Here is a 17,132-nt window from a genome sequence, read left to right as displayed (position 1 = left end):
AAGTTTGGGATGCTGATTTCAGAACAGATGAGCAGCGAGTGAGAGGAGGAAGCCATTTTGCCGCTCGCTTGTAGGAACGCCGGAGATTCCTCACCGAAACGCGCTGATTTCCCATCCGATAACCGGGTAACGACGACAATCGCCACCGACTGGCCCCAAGAGGAAGCTGCGCGTCATTTCGAAGTCGTGTGATGGCGAAGCTGGCTTCAAGGTTTGGAATTTAGCCAATGAACAATCATGCAAAATATGCAGACAGGATCTTTAGGAGGATCGGTTCAACCGGCCTCGTCATTTTTGAGAGAGATGGCACCCTCCTGAGAAAGACTAGTCCCTCCGGGGATTACATGCTCGGAGATATCAACGAAGAATTCGTTGAAATGTTAAGGCATCTGCGACACCTCAATGCTCGTTTCGGCTTTATTTCGGACGAGCGTGGGATGGACGCGGGTGCCTATGGAAGATCAGAATTCGCAACCCTGACCGAATTGCTTGACGCATTACTGAGCATCAGATGTGCCATGCCGGATTTCTGGGTGACATGGAGTGACGTCCCACATGCAAGCGGAACCGGCCTTCAGCGCCAAGCGGATCGGCAACAGGAGGCTGGCGCCGGAGCGATCTTCCAAGTTATGGAGCGGTATGGGATCGGCAGGAAGGAAACCGTTTTCATCGGCAGCTCGACCGCTGGTAGCCTCGCTGCCGACGATGCGGGTGTCTCGGTAATCGACTACTTCAACAACCGAAGCGAGGGAACCGCTCAGGGTGCGGCCCTAAAGCGTGTCCCCAATTTGTCTCCGCCTGAAGCCACGGAGGTCCAGCGACTCCGCGCCAAGATCCAGGCGACGTTGGGCTGGTCCATCGCTGGAGAGCTTAACTGTGGCCAACAGTGCGGTTCGCAGGGTTAGCGGGTGCGGTCCCTGTCCTTCTCCTGAGGCGGGCGAAGTTTGATCGATTTTGGTATGTCGCGATCCCGCTGCTGGGGTTTCGGGCGCTCCCGATTCGAACGATCTGTTTCCGGCGCGTCATGCTCCGCATTAGACCGGGCGATGCGCGATGCGTCGAGAGAACGGTTGTTCGAACTCCTATTAACCACGCCCTGCTCCGCAATATGATCGCGACCGGCAGCCGACTTGGTTTCGAGGCTATCCGAACTCCGCTTATCCCTGCCAGACTCCGTTCGGTCTCGATTCTTGTCAACGCGTGAGTCGAGCTGCAGCCCGACGACTTTGCCGATGATCTTCGTCGCCTGCTCGAAGATCAGCCGATCAGATGGATTGGCAATCTTCGCGGCAACCGTGAGCGCGGTGTTCGCCAGCGTTTCCTTCGCCGCCTTTGCTTGCGCGGCACTAATGGGTGTGGATCGCAGCATGTGGTCCTCGCCTTTCTCTCGTGTGGGATCACGGCCTTCGCGGACCGCTGTTTTAAGCCGCCCATATTCGCGCCGAAGCCCGATGGACAGATCCTGGCTGAGTTCTCGTGCGGTGCTCGGTGCACCGCGGTCCTTGGCAATACCATCCAGCATGCGAATGACGTGCCCGACCGAACGCCGGCTCTGGTCGAACCGCGTCCTGGCCTCCTCACGCTTCGGCGCCGTCGGCGTGTCGCGGAGCTTGGACATTACCTTTTCGACGACGTTCGACGGCGCCGTTGCTCCCATCCGGCGAAACATTTCCCACTCCCATCGTTTGACGGGCGGCGGGCCAGCACGTTCGAGGCGCTTCTGCCGATCGATCGGGATGCCGCGCTCCCGCGCCTTGTCAGCAAAACGGACCCGCCATTCGGTGAAGTCGCGGATATTGGGGTTGAGCATCTTTCCGCTCGCGTTGCGCAGCGCAACGATGACATGCAGGTGCGGATGCTTTTCAAGATCATTGCGATTATGGACGGCATAGGCGTAGCGGTGGCCCTCAAACTGCTCCCTCAGGAAATCTCGGCCCGCCAGGATGAACCGGTCGCGATCAACGTTGGCCGGCCCCGAGAGCAACAGGTGCATGAAGTCCCGCGGCTGGCGGGTCTGCATGAGAGCACCGACGACCTTGCCCTCGGCCGTCAATTCCTTGTGGTCTTTGGTCGTGACTTCGCGCCGTTCTGCGCCGCGCCCGTAACGGCCGCTCTTGCCAGGGCGGTCTCTAAGGTGTGTTTTCGTCGACAGCGTTACCTCCGCCCCTGCCCGTTGCATCGCATGTAGGGTGGCGGTCAGGCCTTTAGGCCCGGAGGAGCATTCAGCGGGATAGCGCGAAACCGGAGTAATACCGGCGCCGCGCAATACCTTGTCGAGTCGCTCATCGATCGCGCGGACATCATCGATTTCTGCAGGAATACGATTGGCGCTGCTTCGATCCGACCTGTCCTTCTTCTCGTGGGCAATTACCAGAGCAAATTGCAGACGGGTCTGCCCCTTCACACCCTCGCTGACGCTGAAGACATAGGTTCGATCGCCGTCGCCCGGCTGACGGAACCCATCCTCCGCCAGCGAAGCGAGAGCGCGCCCTAAGTGCTCGCGGTTGGCTTTTTCAAGCTCGTAGGTCAGACGGAGAATGTCCTGGCTGCCTTTCCGGTTGCCAAACTCCCTCTCCCAGGACCGGACGGCGGCATTGAGATCGGTGACCTCGCGACCGTCCTGGTCGCGCGCTTTCTCTTCCTTGCTTTGGTAGGCGAGGACGTTGCGGGCCGAACTCGCGCCGGCCCCGTAAGACAAGACCTTGACGACGACCGCATTGTTGCCGGCCGCACGGCTGAACGCCGAAGCAGCTCCGGGATGCTTGGCGGAGGGCAAGCCGGAATTCGTAAACGTCGACCGCTTCGCCGATCCACCGCCACCACCCCCGCGGCGCCGCAGCTCGTCTTCGATGAGATCGAAATAGCTCGGCAGCCGACGACTTCCGGGTCTAGATGCGGAGCGACTTCTGGACAGGTCGTTCATCGTGGCTCCTGATCAGATCGGCGATAAATGTGGACGGCCGGATGAAGGCAGCGTCGCGGATGGCATCAAGAGCGCTCATGACTTCTTCGAGCTGATGCGCGATCGCTTTGGTACTTTCGGCATGCACACTCTCCTCCGAGAGGAACTCCTCGTTCCGGAAGGCGAGATCTCGTAAAAACTGGTGCATGTTTGCCAGCTGCCGGTCGTGCTCCTCGAGCATCGCCGGAATGTGCATGATCTCCCTGGTGACAATGAGCTTGGCGACGATGTTGACGGAGACATCGAGCCTGCGGGCAAGGGCGTCGAGGTTGATTAAGACCTGAGCAGGCAGCCGGAACATGATGGCCGGTTCGCGCATCGACTACAGCCCCCTCGCCTTCAGAGCCTCGACAATCAGCCGGTGCGTCGCGGAGGACAGTTGCTCGTGACGCTCCAACGAAACTTGGAAGATCTTCGTCAGCACGTCGTCATCGAGATATAGCGAGATACGCTTGCGTTTCGTGGCTTCGCCTGCCGCTGTGGCGCCCTTGGAGGCCAGTCGCTCACGGCGTCGTTTTTTGTCCGGAGTGCGTATTTCCGGTGAACTGACGCTCGGCGTGACGCGCTCATCCTGCTCTTCAGGAGCCTCATCGGGCATTAGCATTTCAAGGTCGATATTGGTCGGCATATAGGAGGTTGCAGTTTCCTCCACCTCCTTGGCCTGATCCTCTCTCGATCGGGCAAGGGCTAGAATGTTGCCGGCCGGTGTTCTTTCCCCCGCCATCTCTCTAAGCCGCCTCCGCCTGCAGGAGGCCGATGAATTCGTTGTTGATCTTCTTGACGAGATCGATCGCATCGAGCACGCTCTCGCTTGCCCGGCGCTTGGCCGATGGGGTCAACGATGGGTTGTTCTCAATGCTGGCCAGCTTGGAATAGAGCGAGCCGAAGCCTGCCCCGACATCGCTGAAATGATTGCTCTTGCGGATGACGGTCTCCACCATGGGAATCCTGCCGCTCGTCAGGATCGCATGGACTTCCGGAAGCGACCTGTTATGTTTGAGAGCGATCATGTCGACATAATTCCAGATCGCCGCGTAAGGGATCGGTCCCTGGGGCCGTTTTTTGGATATCTCTTTCAAAATGGTTGCGACCTTGATCGCTGACGTCGCGGCGGTCGGTTCCGGAATAATCGGAATGAGAACGGCGTCGCACTCGTGATAGACCTCGATCGCGCGTTGATGGACATAGCCGCCAACGTCATAGATCCGAATATCCGCCTCGGGCGCGTCGGCCAACCGGTCCCGAAACTGATCTCCGGGCGCCACTCGCAGGTGCAGCAACGTGCCGTCGGTCGGAAGCAAGCCGCGCTTCATCGAGACATTGTACCAGCGTGTCGACGACTCCTGCTCATCGCAATCGATGAGCAGCGTTCTGTGTCCCTGTTGCGCGAATTCCGCTGCAAGATTGACATTCAGCGTCGACTTTCCCGCACCGCCTTTGAACGTCGAGATAGCAAGCGAAAGTGGTTTGGCTGCCATTGAATTCCTCGCCCTTTGCAACAAAAGTCACCGCCGCTGCAAACTATCTTCCATCGCAGTGGCGGCCGACAGCCTCAGAATTTGGAGACAAGGACGTTGTGGGCTCCGGCGCCCTGCAAACGTGCCAGCTGCCTCTCCTTTAGGCCCGAAATTTGGCTCGCAACTGTTCCTGCCGCCGCGCGGCAATCAGATCATCATTCAGCCTGGTGATCTCGCGTTCTCGGGCTACATCCGCAACCGGATCCCTCGCCAGCCAAAATCGGAGGACGGGCAAGAGCAAGAATATGAAGAAAGCGATCATGGCAGCTTTGAACCAGGAAGACTGAACATAAAGATCGACCACCCATCGCCACAGCGTTTGCGTCCATTCTGCCGGCAGAAAGGCATACGAAAAGGCCAGGGCAACGCCGTATGCAAGAAGGGACGCGACAAGAAGGCAGACGGCCGAGACGACCAAAAAGTTCGCGATCAATATTAAGAACCATGCCGCCCGAAACGGGAAGACAACAACCCCGAGCGCCTTTCTTGCCGCGGACATTACCCTTCTCCATCTGCACGTTTCCAGTGTCCAACAACACATACTGCAATCCAAGGCCATTTTCCAGACTTGCACTGCAGTATAATTTCGTGCATGCTCGAAACAGTCAACAGGTGACGGATGCGAGCATGAACAATGGCGCTCGGCGGTTCGACCGCCTCCTCTTTTGCACCCTTCTCAATGCCTTGCTCGCCCTGCCCTCTGCCGCGCGGGCCGACACGGTCTCGGATTTTGTCGGCTATTATCAGAACGCCTACGCAGAGGGCCGGGATCTGATTCCTGGCCCACAAATACCGCTGGACATCTCATCGATCGCGTCCCGACTTGATCTGCAAACTGTTAGCCCAAAGGCCGCGCTGAGCGGCAGCGCCTTTCTCGGCGCCGATGGTGACGTGATCAAACTAGCCGGCGTCCAGGGTTGCCTCTCGGCCGAGCCACTGGAGTTTGCCGGAATGCCGACGACCTGTGCGATGATTTCGCTTGCCGGCATGACTGCGACGCTCGATGAGGCAAAGGCAGGTGCCGGCGACGCATTTCCTTGCCACGTTTTCGCGCAAAATCCCGGCAGACCGACCGTGCGTTTTGCTGAATGTTTTTTCGTCGAGAATGGCGCGGTTCGATCGCTCTCCGAAGCGCTCATCCGCAAGGGCTTGGCGTTCGCTGCCCGTGACCGCGCCGGTCGGCCTGTCTTCCCGGAATACCTGCAAGCCGAGGAAACCGCACGCGGTGAGCAGGCCGGAATCTGGGCAAACGGCCAGTTCACCCATCCTTACCACCCGGTCAATCCGTCGACCAATTGATGCGGATCGGGCTTCTTATGTTCATTTCGACGATCACAGCTTCCGGTGTCTGTGCTGCCACGACAATCATGCCGATGCTCGCCGACGGCAATGTCGCGCGCGAACCGCATTTCTCGCCATCGGTCGTCCCTGTTCAGGCATCGCAAACCGACATTCCCTCGGCCGTTGACGCTGGTCGCGTCCAACCCGAATTCGTTCCGTTTCCGACGGAGGCACAATTCGAGACGGGCGACACCTGGAACTCCGGCGGGCGACGCTATCGCCTCTATGGCCTGCAGGCCTGTCTCCGGGGAACCAACGTCACCGTCTCTGCCGGCGTTGTCCGGGATTGCGGAGAGCTCGATCTGGTCATGGCGCAGGCGTTGATCCGAGACACGAGGCCCGTCTGCGCGACCATCAAAAATCTCGACCAGAACAACGCGGTCGTCGCATGCCAAACGACGACAGGCCGGCATCGGTACGACCTGGCAACCTATATGATTGCCCAAGGTTGGGGATTTGCCGCCGTCGACAGCGCGGGGCGACTGATTGTTCCAGGTTACCGGGTTGCGGAGGAATCTGCACGTTCGGCGCGCGCCGGACTCTGGGCCTATTCGGACCTACCGCATCCGGTTTCCGTTCTCCAACAACAGGCGGGGGCACAACAATGAGAGTTGCGGCTGCCTCGATCCTATGGCTCGTAATGGTCCCGACGGCGTTGCTTGCGCAAAGCCGCCCGTCCGATGTGCCGCGTCAGATCTACGGCAAGGTTCAGGTCGTTGATGCGACCACGTTCGAATTCGTCAAGAGCCGACAGATCGTCCGCCTGGCTGGGTATGAAGCCCCTCGCCTTGAGCAGACCGCAACGAGCGATGGCGTGGAGTGGCCCGCCGGTCAGGTTTCGCGTGCCTGGATGATCCTCCGGACACTTGGGCAGAACGTCAACTGCGCGCCAATTGGCCGCGACACCAACAAGATCCTGATCGCTCATTGCTTTTTCGGCGAAACAAATCTGGCAGCAACGGCAATTGCGGAGGGTATCGGTTACGCATTCAACTACCGCAACGAGCCACAAGTCCCTGCATATTTCGATATTGAGCGGAAAGCCAGGGGGCTGGGCTTTGGAGTCTGGTCGTCACCGGACCTGCTTCCCCCTTGGCTTTACACCGCATCGACTGTGGCCGCAGAGAAGTCGGACGGCCAATCACCAGAAGCCGAGACGGGCCTGCCCCTGCCTTTGCCTGTTACCCAAGCGGCTCGGTAAACTCAAAAACGTGTAAGGAGATTGAATGAACCGCATCTATTGCTCCGTCGTTGCCGCGGCAATCCTGCTCGTCCTCGCTCCGGTCGCGAGCGGCGCGCAAGATAGCGCCACTCCTAATCTGACCGATCAGCGTGATCCGGACTTTTGCGGCGCGGGCGGCGCCGGCTGCGATCCGACGGACGTGCAGCAATGGAAAGCAATTGGCAACAGGCTTGCCGACCTGTCATCGGCAGACCTTAGCCAATACGCTTACGCCTGCGCCAAGCATGCGGACTGGAAGAAGGTCTGCGAGACCGATCCGGTTGCTGTCCTCAAGCGACTGGGCATCGAGGGGTATTGAGGTTCCCGATGGCCAAGCGTCCCGATACCAGGGTGATTGCTGCCGCCATCGCCCTCCTTGCTGGAACAGCGGGAGGATATGCGATCAGTGAGCTGGCGCGAACCGGTCATATCGCAGACCTGGAAAAAGAGATCGTCCGACTGAAGGAGTCGGCCCAGCAACCGTTGCCCGTGGACGCTCCGAGTGACGAAGAGGCAAGTGCTGCAATCGCGAAGTCAGGCCGTTCAATCAGGATCTCGGAGTGCAAGCCGCGCGAGGCAATACCTGGCGTCACCTGTACCGGCATCATCACAACAACGTCAGGCACCTTTGCCGGCTCGGCGCAACCGGGCGTGCTTTCCTTTGCGAGGATCGACGGTGCCTGGGCGCAAATCCAGTAGTCGATAACGGAGGCGAATTATGAGACCGTTGGTGATTCTCGTCGCAACATTGATAGGTACAGCCTTGGAACCCCGGTCGGCGGCGCAAAAGCCGAGGACGCCTCGTGGGGATGCCAGGTTCTGTTGTGTGCGGCATCAAAAAATCCGTCATGGCACGGCGTTGCCTATTGCGTTCCACCTATGACAAGGCTCATTGCCGCGATGAAGGACCCGGGATTTTCCTGGCCGATTTGCCATGAGGCTAAGGCCGGCAAGCCGGGGCGGGAAAACTACGAGGATTGCCCGGCCGGAACGACGGTCGGCTATAGCTCGCAAGGCGACGGTGGCTGGCGCGGCGAGCCCGACCAGTGCATCAAAACAGTCGATGTCTGCCGATCACCGATGGAGCGCAATGCCCACACGAGACAGTCAGGTATGACGATAGAGCGCAGTTTCGGCAACGGCCATGATGGCTGCATCCAGCAAGTTGCCACCCCGCGACCGCGGCGCGCTGATCCCTATTTCTTTGATATCCCGAATGACCAAGGCATGAAGGAAAGGTTCTGGTTTAACCTCGATCACTAGTCCGGGCCGATCCCACGCTATGAAGGAGAAAATCAGGTCGCGGTCTCGGGAGCTTTTTTCTTCCCACGGCGGGCTTTCAACGCTTCTATCAGAGAGAGATCGTCTTCGGTGACTCTGAGCAAATCCTCGATAATGACATTCCACTCCCGCTGCATCTTGTCGAGCGTCGACAGCTTGACGTCACGCATGCAGCGGGTCACTTGCGACATATAGGCCTCTGATACGCCCAGTTGTTCGGCCAGATCCTTGTTCGTTAGGCCGCGCTCGGCCTTCAATCGGCGCAGGCCGATTGCCAGCCTTTCTTGAAACGATAGTGCCTTCAACATCGAGACGCCCACTGCGTTGCCGGACTGATCGTTTTTCACACGCGACATGAAACGCCTTCCCTGGCGGAAGATGTGCTCGATACGGGACCAGCAAACGTATTATCCCGCCGACAGAGGGTACTGCCACAGCTGCTGGCCGGGGATTTGTTCGGGATTCTACTGCTCATCCAATGCCTGACGCCGGCTAGAGACCATGATGACCAAGCGTAAACCCTTTGTTGCCTATCTCTTGCATCCAAGCATTCACAACTTTGTTACACGTCTTACACCGCGACGATCACGCCCTGCAAGAGGATGGCAGAGCCTCCTCGGGTCACTGAGCCCCGTAATTGGGGCACCGTCTTCAATTGGCACGAATCCTCATGGATAGGTCCCTCCATAGATCCGAACCCCTTGCCGTAGCTTGCCCGCCACTTATACTGCAGTTATATTTTTCGAGACTGAGTTCGAAGGAGGCACTCGATGACGTCGCTTAAAAAGCGTGACTACCGATTTGACTTGCAGCGGCTAAGTTTGGCGACCCTGGTTTTCGGATTTGTTTTCCTCCTCGCCTGCATCGTAATCCGAGACAGTCTCACGGTGGGCTACGCGATGATGATCCCGATCTATGCCTTCCTTTCGGCTGTGCTCGAAGGTTCGCGCATCGACAAAGGCAGGGCTTGGAACATCCGAGCTTGGGGAGAGACGATCATCGCCGCAAGCGCCGCCGCCGGTGTGGGATACCTCGGCTATCGGCTCTGGCTCCTCGGCTATTGAAGGTCTGGCATGCGGATCGTCGTTCGCAACAGTCCAGCGCATCCACTTGCCGACCTGTCCGACCGAGAGGCAACCGCGTTGCGTGCCTGGTATGGCAACGCTGCATCCAAGGAAGATGAGGCTATTGCGCTTTCGGTCATCAAACGCGCCAAAGTGATGGACGGCTGGATTGAATGCGATTGCCTCGCCGCTGGCTTGCAGCCATTGCTCGCACCGATCCAACAGGAGCGTACATTTACGCTGCGACGACTGACCTCGAAGGAGGCGGACCCCCAACAAAATGAAGAGCGTCCAAACCATGCGCAGACATGCCCGTTCCATGTGGACAAGGACGCTGCTCCGCCTCTGTTCAACCGTCGCTATCAGATTCGCCCGCTGCCAAAATCCGAGCGCAGCTATATCGACGCCCTTCCGGCCATTCCCAACCGTCTTGCTGATATCTCGGAGGATGATCCCACCCGATCGAGGGAACGAAACGACCGTCCTTCCAGACTTGCGAGCATCCTGTGGCGGATGCTGGACAAGGCAGGCACGAATGTTATCCCTGCGCTGCAGGACAATCCCGAACTTGCACTAGGAGGTCAGCTCTCAGGGATACGTTCCGCCGCGCGGGAGCTCAGGGTGCTGCGGACCTGGACGCTCAACGCGCTGATGTCGACATGGGCCGCGGATTACTGGGATCCAGATAGTCGTTGGCAGCGATTGCTCTGGACCTCTCGTCCCGACTGGCCGGAGAGCCTTCGGCGAACCGGCTTTATGTTGCTGTTTGTCAAAACCGTGTCGGCGCAGGCGATCATGCCGGCATCGTCCTTGAGAAAGATCGATGTGCTCGGTAAAGTCCGCCAGCCATTGCGTGGCGATCCCACACTCAGAGGTCCGTTCCTGACATTGCTGAACGTCGATTTTCAGGACGATGACGAGGGACCCGTGCGGGCGATCCAGGCCTATGCGCAGCCGGTTTATAACGGCGACACGCTCTTTCCGGTGGAATCGGGATTCGAAAGAGATGTTTCGCATCTGTTGTTCTGGCTGCAGCAAGCTCTTTTCGACGCGGTACCGGACCTTCGCATCAAGATCACCAAGCCGCTGTTCGCATCAGAGACTCCCGCCGGTCTGTGCAGGCCGGACTTCATGTTAGAGGCAACATATGGAGGATCCTTCTCGGTGACCCTCATTATCGAAGCCTTTGGGATGGAGACCGACGAATATCGAAAGGCGAAGGAAAGGACTTTGCCGCGCATGAAGAATCTCGGGCCGATCTTTGGGATTTCTCCCAAGGATCTCACTGAGGCGAAGGCCGCAGACACCGCCAGGCGGCTACAAGACTGGGTGATCGATCAGGTTCGTCGGCCTGGATACGACACTTCCCCGACATCCGATGACGACATCCTGACCTGAAGATCAATTTATGATCGCCGTTTTCCTCAGCGTTTGATTGGCCTTCACCGGACAGCGCTCAGCTCGACTCTCGCGGCATCGAGGAGCGCCTGTTGGATGATCACCAGTACCTCGGGTGGGCAAGTTCCGAACATGCGCGAGACGAGGTCGTCAGCCAGCTCTGTGATCGTGGGCGTCAGCCTCGCCGGCGCCGACTTGTCGATCGCATCCTCACCATCGCCCTCCAGGTCAACTTCGGCTCCGATCGTTTGCCTTTCCATCTCGCGCTCCTTCACCATCAGCCAAAAGCCGGCGTCAGCCGTGGCGGCAGCGACAATTCGTTCGAGATGACCATTATTTGAAATATCGCCGTGTAAGAAATGTCGGATCTCACCCATGTATCGTTTTCCCTGGCGGATGGGGACGCAGTGTTGCGTCGTTGCGGGCGACGTCGCATCTACTCAGCATGCGCCTCGGTCTCAGATTGCTCCCGATCCTCGCCCAGCGGATCCCGCACCAAGCTAGCGAACTGGCGCAGGTAGGCTCTCGAGCTGTCCTCCGTGAGCCGATCCGACAGGCTCTCTATCAAGAGCTCGACATCCGCGTTCAGCTCGACCGGCTCAAGCGCGTTCTCTTCGGCCTGCTGGAAGATCACCTCGTTCAACGCGGTAAGATCTGCCCCGAATACGTCTCTGACCTCCTGCCGCCGAAGAACAGTTGCAGCAGGCCGAGGGCCGCTTTGATCCGACGGACCATTGGCCTGTTTGGCTCGAACGCTCCGATGTGCCGGTGAGCCCGAATAGACATTGCGGCTGAGCTTCTCCTCGTCGATATCGAGACCGATGTCACTCTCGCGAGCGGCTCCAGGCGTTTTGGGTATGCCGCGCTTTCGTTGCCCGCTCGCCGAATCCCCCTTTTGCTTGTCTCCCGACTGCTTCTTCTTTTCCGCCTGTACCTCCTCCTCCGCCACACCGGCCTCGCGCGTCTCGTCGAGATCCAGGCGATGACGCAGCTCGTCGAGCGAGGAAATGTAGACGTGGCGGACACCATCCTTGACGACGAAGCGCACGGCGTCGTTGTCAGTGCCTGTCGAGGCCGGGGCCGCCGCAGCGGACTTGCTGTCGTCGATCGTCCATTCAACCGGCTCAATGCAAGGCCTTTTCGCCGGCTTGAACTTCCGCACTTTCGAAAACATCCGCTCGCCGCCGGAATCGAGCCTCATGATGCGCATCAGCGGCATACCGGTGACCTGCAGGATCGCCTCTTCCGGCTTCATCATCATCAGCGTGTTGACGGGAAGAAGATCGACCGAGACCGGCACCTTCGAGATCGATCGCTGTCTTCGGCCGTGGCGATGCGAATAAGACGATTGTTCGACCCACTCCGTCGTTTTGCCAGCAGCCATCGAGACAGCGGTCGCATCTTCCTGGTTCTGGAAATTCATGAACAGCTTGATCGTCGAAGCGCCCATCAGGATCTTTTGGCCGGAGCGCTGGTACAGCCGCTCCAATTGGGCGCCGTCCTGGAGGATGAAGACGAACCGCACGCCATTCTTGCGGATCAGCGGGGCGAGCGTCAGCACCGTATCGATCCGGCCGCCATTGCCGAATTCGTCGAGCATCATCAGCACTTCATGCTCACGGTTGCGCAACGGTCCCATCTGCACGAGCTTGTCGGCCATCTGCTGGATGAACATCGAGATCAGCCGCTCATAGATCTGCATGGCGTTCCAGTCGGCCTGGATGTAGATCACCATCTTCCGCTTTCTGATGGTGCCGATCGGGATCGTGGTGATCGAGGTCAGCGCTTCCACCAGCGGGTTCTGCAGGAAATTGAGCTTGGCGACGATCTCCGCGGCGATCCCCTCCCCGAGCTTTTCATGGCGCCCGGCGAATTTGGTGAGCTGCATCCGGGTCTGGTCGGAGAGAACCGGCTCATAGTTTTCCAATAGCTGGATGATCGCCTTGCGCTCGTCCGACATCGAATTGAGAATGCGATAGAGCTCGCTGAGCGACTTGCGGGTGTCGGGGCATTCGAGCACGAAGCCGAGCATGGCCGTCAACAGGATCCTGGCGCTTTCCTCCCAGAAGTCGGAGGAATCCGATCGCAGACGTTCCGGCAGAAGCATTTGCGTAAGCTTCTGCAGGTCGGTGATCCGCTGGTTCGGCTCGTCACTGATCAGGTCGAGGGGATTGTAGCCGTCGGTGAACTTCGAGCCCGGAGCGAGCAGGAAGACCTCGTGCCCCTTGTCCTTGAGATAACCGGAGGTCTCCTCGAAGAGCTCGCCGCTCATGTCGAGGACGACCTGCGATCCCTGAAAACTCATCATCGTCGGGATGACGAAGCCGCGCGATTTGCCCTGTCCCGGCGAACCGATGACCATGACGTGCTGATCGCCGTCGTTGCGCAGCAGCAATCCCTGCTTCAGTCCGAGAACGATGCCGTGCTTGTCGCGCAGCCGAAAATCGGCTGCGTCCTTCAAGGTGGCGAGGCGTGCCTTTCCCATGATCATCCGCTGGCGTTTCTGAATTGCCGCGCCGATCGGAAATCCGACGATGGCACCGGCGGCAGCGAGACCGGCGAGCGCGGCGAGCACCGTCTGCCGGGAGGGTTTTTGATAGGCGCCGGCTGCATCGATTGCGCCGAAAGGAGCCTGATACATCGCGGCCAGATGATTGCCGTAGTAGCTGGCAATCTCGGCATGCTCACCGGCCTTTGTGGCAACGAGATAAAAGGCCACGCCGTAGACGATGACGCCGGCATAGGCGGCGGCGAAGATGAGAGCCGTATGGGCGATCAGACTGAACATCGACCGGACATGCAGCAGGTAGAGGATCTTGCGCGACAACGCCCTGCCGCCTTTCAGCATCCAGAGGCAAGCCAAGAAAAACAGGAACGGCAAGGCAACCACGAAGGCCAGCAGCGAAAGTCCGACCGTGTTGCGGACATGGATGATAGACCAGGTATAGCGCACGGCGTCGATCCAGCGCGCTTGTGCGACATAGTCGAAGTAGGACGAAGATCCGAACGAGGTGATGTAGGCGTCGTAGATCAGCGTGAAGAAGGCGAGCCACAGGAGAACGATTCCGAGCAGTGCGATCGGCAAGGTGAACAATGATGCCCGCTGCAGGCCCGTCCATTTCGGGCGGTCAGTCTCGGTGTGCGTGGATACGCTTGCCATTTTCGTCCACCTCGTCGGCAAAGTAGATCTCGCTGACGCCGCGGCCGCCGGCGGCATCACTCTTCTTCAACTGGACCACGATCGGGATGATCGAGCGGATGTATCGAATGATGTCGTCGCGCTCCATGCGCACATTGCTGTTGAGTACCAGCGTCGACAGCCGGTTGAAGGCGTGGTGCGGCGAGTTTGCATGGATCGTCGACATTGAACCGGGATGCCCGGTATTGATCGCATTCAGGAAGTCGAAGGCCTCGTCGCCGCGCAGCTCGCCCATGAAGATCCGATCCGGTCTGAGACGGAGCGCCGTGGCCAGCAGATCGCCCATCGTCACCCTTGCCTCGCCCTGGCCACCCTTCGAGACCAGCAGCGAGACGACGTTTTCCTGTAGCGGCTCCAGCTCAGCCGTGTCCTGCATGAGGATGAACCGCTCATGGTTCGGAATGGCGGTGAGCATCGTATTCAGAAACGTCGTCTTGCCGGTGGAGGTGCCGCCCGAAATCAGCATGCTGCGGTGATTGATTGCCGCGAGCTCCAGGAAGGCGCGAACCTTGCCGGCCCGCAGCAGCCGCGACAGCTCGATATCGACGTCGTCGATATAGTCGTCTCCCGTCACCTTGGTGAAGCGGAACGCGCCAGCCTTCTCATAGTCGTTCAAATCGAACCGGCGGATGAATTGCTTGCGGATGGAGAAGGCGTGGCCCGTCGCGGAAGTCGGGTTCAGCACGAACTGCACGCGCTCGCCATTGACGAGCGTCGCCGATAGGAGCGGATGTTCAGCGTTGACCGTCTGCTTGGTGAACGAGGCGGCGCGCGATGCCATATGGCGGATTGATTCCTGGTCGAGGCCGTCGACTTGCTGCCTCATCATGCTGAGCTGGCCGATACGCTCGAGCCAGATCTCATTGCTGCGCTGGCAGGAAATCTCAACCACGCCGGGATCGTCGAGAAACGGTCGGATCGGCTCGATGGCCTCAGACAGAAAATGCTGCTCAGCAGAAATCGACGGGCGCGCGTTCATTTGCCAAGCTTCCTTCTGCGCAGTCTCTCAAACTCTTCGCGGACCGGATCCGGATAAAGCCCGGCGAAGTCGAGGTCGCGTGTGACGAAGACATTGATGTCGGAGCCCTGAGGAATGTGGATCGTCGGCCGGATGTTGCGGCTGTCCTGGAAAGCTCCTGACGCCAGCTGCTGGATGCCGGACGCAATCGTCTCGGCAGCAATTTCGCGGGCACGATCCTGTGACGTGCTTCCATTATCCTGAGGAATGCTGGTCACCGTTCCATCCGTGTTGACGATCGTGATATTGCGGTCCTGCTTCTGGCCGAGCTGGGCGATGTACTGAGTGGCGCCACCAATCAACGTCATCATCGCCGGCGGCCCGAACCGTTCCCAATACTTGCGGTCGACGACACCCGTCATGCCCGAGCGCCCAAGCCGATCGGTGCCATAGGAGCCGAGCTGCACCGAAACGCCGTCTCCGCGGATCATCCGTGTCCAGACAATCAGGATCCGCTCCTGCCCCCGCTCGACCCCGGATTTATAATCGCCGATTAGGGACGAGCCTGCCGGTATGAGGATGCGCCGGCCGTCGAACGAATAGACGTCTTCCCGTACAATCCCCTTCACCATGCCGGCGAGGTCTGAATTGATCGCCGTCTCCAGCGTGCCGCGGATCATCGTGCCCTGCGGGATCCAGGCGTCCGTGCGGCGGTTCTCGGTTGCGACTGAAACGTCCACACCCTGCCCGCCCATCGCCTTCAGGAAAGCACGATCATTGTCGACCGCGCCGCCGCCGTTTGACGCTGCTGCCGTTTGCGCCCCGGACGAACCACTGGCGCCGAACAGTCCCGCACCCGTGACGTCGGTTGAGGCCCGTGCCGCGCCGTTCCTCTGATCCGATTGATCGAAGACCATGGCGGAAGAGCGAACACGCTCCAGCAGCTTGGCTTGCCGTGCGAGCTCGATGCAGCGGGGATTGTCCGGGTTCTTGCCTCTGGTGCAGTCGACCTCGGCCGGTGGCAAAACGGGAGCAGCCGCCGGAACGACGGGCGCTGGCGGCGGCGGAGGGGGTGGCGGCGGCGCTTCCGGAACGACGACCGTCGGCAAAGGAGGCGGGGCCGGCGTTCTGAACCCTTCGTTCCTGGGTGTCTGGACCGGACGGAACTCCTCGCGCGGCGTCGTGTCGATCGCCGGCTGCTGCTCGCCGCCGGCAAGCAGAAAATAAAGGACGACGCCGACGCCGGCGATGGCCGCGATAACCGCGATCGGCCGCATGAGACCAACGCTGCTCCTCCGGACCGGACCGCCAATGGCGCTGTCGGTGTCGAGCGAATGATAATTTGGATCCGACATGGCGCGCTTTCCTAGTGTTGAGCTTGTTGCGGGGGACCGCCGGCACCGATCCGCTTCGGCGCAACCGCACCTTCGATCGGCGCCGGAATATCGGCGGGAACAGTTCGCAGATTGAACAGGCAGGTCTCGTCCTCGGTGCCATAGCGCAGCGACCACTGCCGCGAGACGGTATCGATGACGATGTAATCGGCCTCGCGGCGGTAGTTCACGAGGCTCTCGCGGCGTTTCCGGTCGACGATGAAGATCGCCGGAATGTCGCCGGTGAATTTCATGAAGGTCTTCAATCCGTCGTCAAACACCCAGAGCGGCTTTGCCGCATCGCTTCCCTTGAAGCCATAGTCGTAGTTGACCTTGTCGCGACGGATGTTCTTGAGGTTCGGATTGCGCGCAGCATCCTGCGCCTGTTTCCAAAGCTCGGCAGTCCCCTTCAGCCCGGCATCTTCGGGATAGGTGAACTGCAGCTTGAAGGTCTGGTTCTGGATCGCCTTGCTGTCGTTGACCCGCAGATCAAAGGAGTAGGTCCGCCTGGTGGTCACAACGGAGAGATTGGTCGAAGCGTCCTTTTCCATTGGCTTCAAGGTCAGGGAACGCCGGTCGGCCGAGGTGAGGATCTGCCAGGAGACAGTGTCGCCGGCAACGACCTGGGTGATCTCTTCGTCCGTGCCGAAGAGGATCGTCGTCACCATCCCGTAGGTGCCGGTCACCAGGAAAACCTGTTCAGCCGAATAGGGTAGCGAGCGCACCCGAGGATCGAGCCTTCCCGGACGTGCAACCAGTTCGGCATGACCGACCGTGGTTCCCAGCAGCAGTAAGAATGAGAGCGCCGCCATCCATT

Annotated in this window: 20 protein-coding genes; 9 read left to right on the top strand and 11 right to left on the bottom strand. The window is 59.5% G+C overall.

Going from position 1 to position 17,132, the window contains the following annotated elements; genetic code table 11:
• Positions 1–227: 227 nt before the first annotated feature.
• A complete protein-coding gene (locus A7X77_RS10475; protein WP_064682873.1) occupies positions 228–905 on the top strand; it encodes a hypothetical protein in 678 nt (225 codons plus the stop codon).
• Here A7X77_RS10475 and A7X77_RS10470 read toward each other — a convergent pair.
• From A7X77_RS10470 to A7X77_RS10450, 5 genes are all read right to left on the bottom strand, one after another.
• The gene (locus A7X77_RS10470) at positions 902–2,923 is read right to left on the bottom strand and encodes a relaxase/mobilization nuclease domain-containing protein (RefSeq protein WP_064682872.1); all 2,022 of its coding nucleotides are present in this window, start codon (positions 2,921–2,923) and stop codon (positions 902–904) included. The two genes, A7X77_RS10475 and A7X77_RS10470, sit on opposite strands and share 4 nt — an antisense overlap.
• On the bottom strand, positions 2,889–3,281 hold the full coding sequence (locus tag A7X77_RS10465) for a hypothetical protein (protein WP_029875132.1): 393 nt from the start codon (positions 3,279–3,281) through the stop codon (positions 2,889–2,891). Before A7X77_RS10465 ends, A7X77_RS10470 begins: the two co-directional genes overlap by 35 nt.
• Before the next feature lie 3 nt (positions 3,282–3,284).
• Entirely contained in the window at positions 3,285–3,590 is a 306-nt protein-coding gene (locus A7X77_RS10460) for a hypothetical protein (protein WP_245268488.1), read from the bottom strand.
• Positions 3,591–3,690: 100 nt separating this feature from the next.
• Complete coding sequence (locus A7X77_RS10455) at positions 3,691–4,440, bottom strand: ParA family protein (protein ID WP_025398135.1); 750 nt, start codon at positions 4,438–4,440, stop codon at positions 3,691–3,693.
• A 139-nt stretch (positions 4,441–4,579) separates the two neighbouring features.
• Complete coding sequence (locus A7X77_RS10450; protein ID WP_064682871.1) at positions 4,580–4,978, bottom strand: hypothetical protein; 399 nt, start codon at positions 4,976–4,978, stop codon at positions 4,580–4,582.
• A 128-nt stretch (positions 4,979–5,106) separates the two neighbouring features.
• Between A7X77_RS10450 and A7X77_RS10445 the strand changes: the two genes are divergently transcribed.
• The 6 genes from A7X77_RS10445 to A7X77_RS10420 are packed head-to-tail and all read left to right on the top strand — an operon-like array spanning position 5,107 to position 8,305.
• Positions 5,107–5,778, top strand: a complete 672-nt coding sequence (locus A7X77_RS10445; protein ID WP_064682870.1) for a thermonuclease family protein — start codon at positions 5,107–5,109, stop codon at positions 5,776–5,778.
• Between the two features lie 17 nt (positions 5,779–5,795).
• The gene (locus A7X77_RS10440) at positions 5,796–6,428 is read left to right on the top strand and encodes a thermonuclease family protein (RefSeq protein ID WP_064682869.1); all 633 of its coding nucleotides are present in this window, start codon (positions 5,796–5,798) and stop codon (positions 6,426–6,428) included.
• Positions 6,425–7,021: a thermonuclease family protein gene (locus tag A7X77_RS10435; RefSeq protein WP_064682868.1), complete on the top strand. Its 597-nt coding sequence runs from the start codon at positions 6,425–6,427 to the stop codon at positions 7,019–7,021. The genes A7X77_RS10440 and A7X77_RS10435 overlap by 4 nt, the downstream gene beginning before the upstream one ends.
• Before the next feature lie 25 nt (positions 7,022–7,046).
• A complete protein-coding gene (locus tag A7X77_RS10430; RefSeq protein WP_029875128.1) occupies positions 7,047–7,361 on the top strand; it encodes a hypothetical protein in 315 nt (104 codons plus the stop codon).
• An 8-nt stretch (positions 7,362–7,369) separates the two neighbouring features.
• Entirely contained in the window at positions 7,370–7,741 is a 372-nt protein-coding gene (locus A7X77_RS10425) for a hypothetical protein (protein ID WP_029875127.1), read from the top strand.
• Positions 7,742–7,789: 48 nt separating this feature from the next.
• The gene (locus tag A7X77_RS10420; protein WP_064682867.1) at positions 7,790–8,305 is read left to right on the top strand and encodes a hypothetical protein; all 516 of its coding nucleotides are present in this window, start codon (positions 7,790–7,792) and stop codon (positions 8,303–8,305) included.
• Positions 8,306–8,337: 32 nt separating this feature from the next.
• Here A7X77_RS10420 and A7X77_RS10415 read toward each other — a convergent pair whose 3' ends face one another.
• A complete protein-coding gene (locus A7X77_RS10415) occupies positions 8,338–8,679 on the bottom strand; it encodes a helix-turn-helix domain-containing protein (RefSeq protein ID WP_064682866.1) in 342 nt (113 codons plus the stop codon).
• 414 nt (positions 8,680–9,093) lie between these two features.
• Between A7X77_RS10415 and A7X77_RS10410 the strand changes: the two genes are divergently transcribed.
• Together A7X77_RS10410 and A7X77_RS10405 are read left to right on the top strand one after the other, a co-directional pair.
• Positions 9,094–9,387 carry a hypothetical protein gene (locus tag A7X77_RS10410; protein ID WP_064682865.1) on the top strand — a complete coding sequence of 98 codons (294 nt, stop codon included), beginning with the start codon at positions 9,094–9,096 and terminating at the stop codon, positions 9,385–9,387.
• A gap of 9 nt (positions 9,388–9,396) precedes the next feature.
• On the top strand, positions 9,397–10,785 hold the full coding sequence (locus A7X77_RS10405; RefSeq protein WP_064682864.1) for a hypothetical protein: 1,389 nt from the start codon (positions 9,397–9,399) through the stop codon (positions 10,783–10,785).
• 44 nt (positions 10,786–10,829) lie between these two features.
• On the opposite strand, the gene A7X77_RS10400 is transcribed toward A7X77_RS10405, so the two are convergent.
• Genes A7X77_RS10400 through A7X77_RS10380 form a run of 5 tightly spaced genes read right to left on the bottom strand, consistent with a single transcriptional unit; the run spans position 10,830 to position 17,127 of the window.
• On the bottom strand, positions 10,830–11,162 hold the full coding sequence (locus tag A7X77_RS10400) for a hypothetical protein (protein ID WP_064682863.1): 333 nt from the start codon (positions 11,160–11,162) through the stop codon (positions 10,830–10,832).
• 59 nt (positions 11,163–11,221) lie between these two features.
• Positions 11,222–13,945, bottom strand: coding sequence for a type IV secretory system conjugative DNA transfer family protein (locus A7X77_RS10395; protein WP_064682862.1), 2,724 nt, complete (start codon positions 13,943–13,945; stop codon positions 11,222–11,224).
• Entirely contained in the window at positions 13,914–14,963 is a 1,050-nt protein-coding gene (virB11, locus tag A7X77_RS10390; protein WP_029875121.1) for a P-type DNA transfer ATPase VirB11, read from the bottom strand. The genes A7X77_RS10395 and virB11 overlap by 32 nt, the downstream gene beginning before the upstream one ends.
• Entirely contained in the window at positions 14,960–16,297 is a 1,338-nt protein-coding gene (gene virB10 / locus A7X77_RS10385) for a type IV secretion system protein VirB10 (protein ID WP_064682861.1), read from the bottom strand. The genes virB11 and virB10 overlap by 4 nt, the downstream gene beginning before the upstream one ends.
• Positions 16,298–16,308: 11 nt before the next feature.
• Positions 16,309–17,127, bottom strand: coding sequence for a TrbG/VirB9 family P-type conjugative transfer protein (locus A7X77_RS10380; protein ID WP_225525179.1), 819 nt, complete (start codon positions 17,125–17,127; stop codon positions 16,309–16,311).
• Positions 17,128–17,132 lie beyond the last annotated feature (5 nt).

Origin of the sequence: Rhizobium bangladeshense, from assembly GCF_001662075.1 — a bacterium.
Classification (GTDB): Bacteria; Pseudomonadota; Alphaproteobacteria; order Rhizobiales; family Rhizobiaceae; genus Rhizobium; species Rhizobium bangladeshense_B.
The sequence above is the reverse complement of the archived record's forward strand: the minus strand, read 5'-3'. Positions and strand labels throughout refer to the sequence as shown.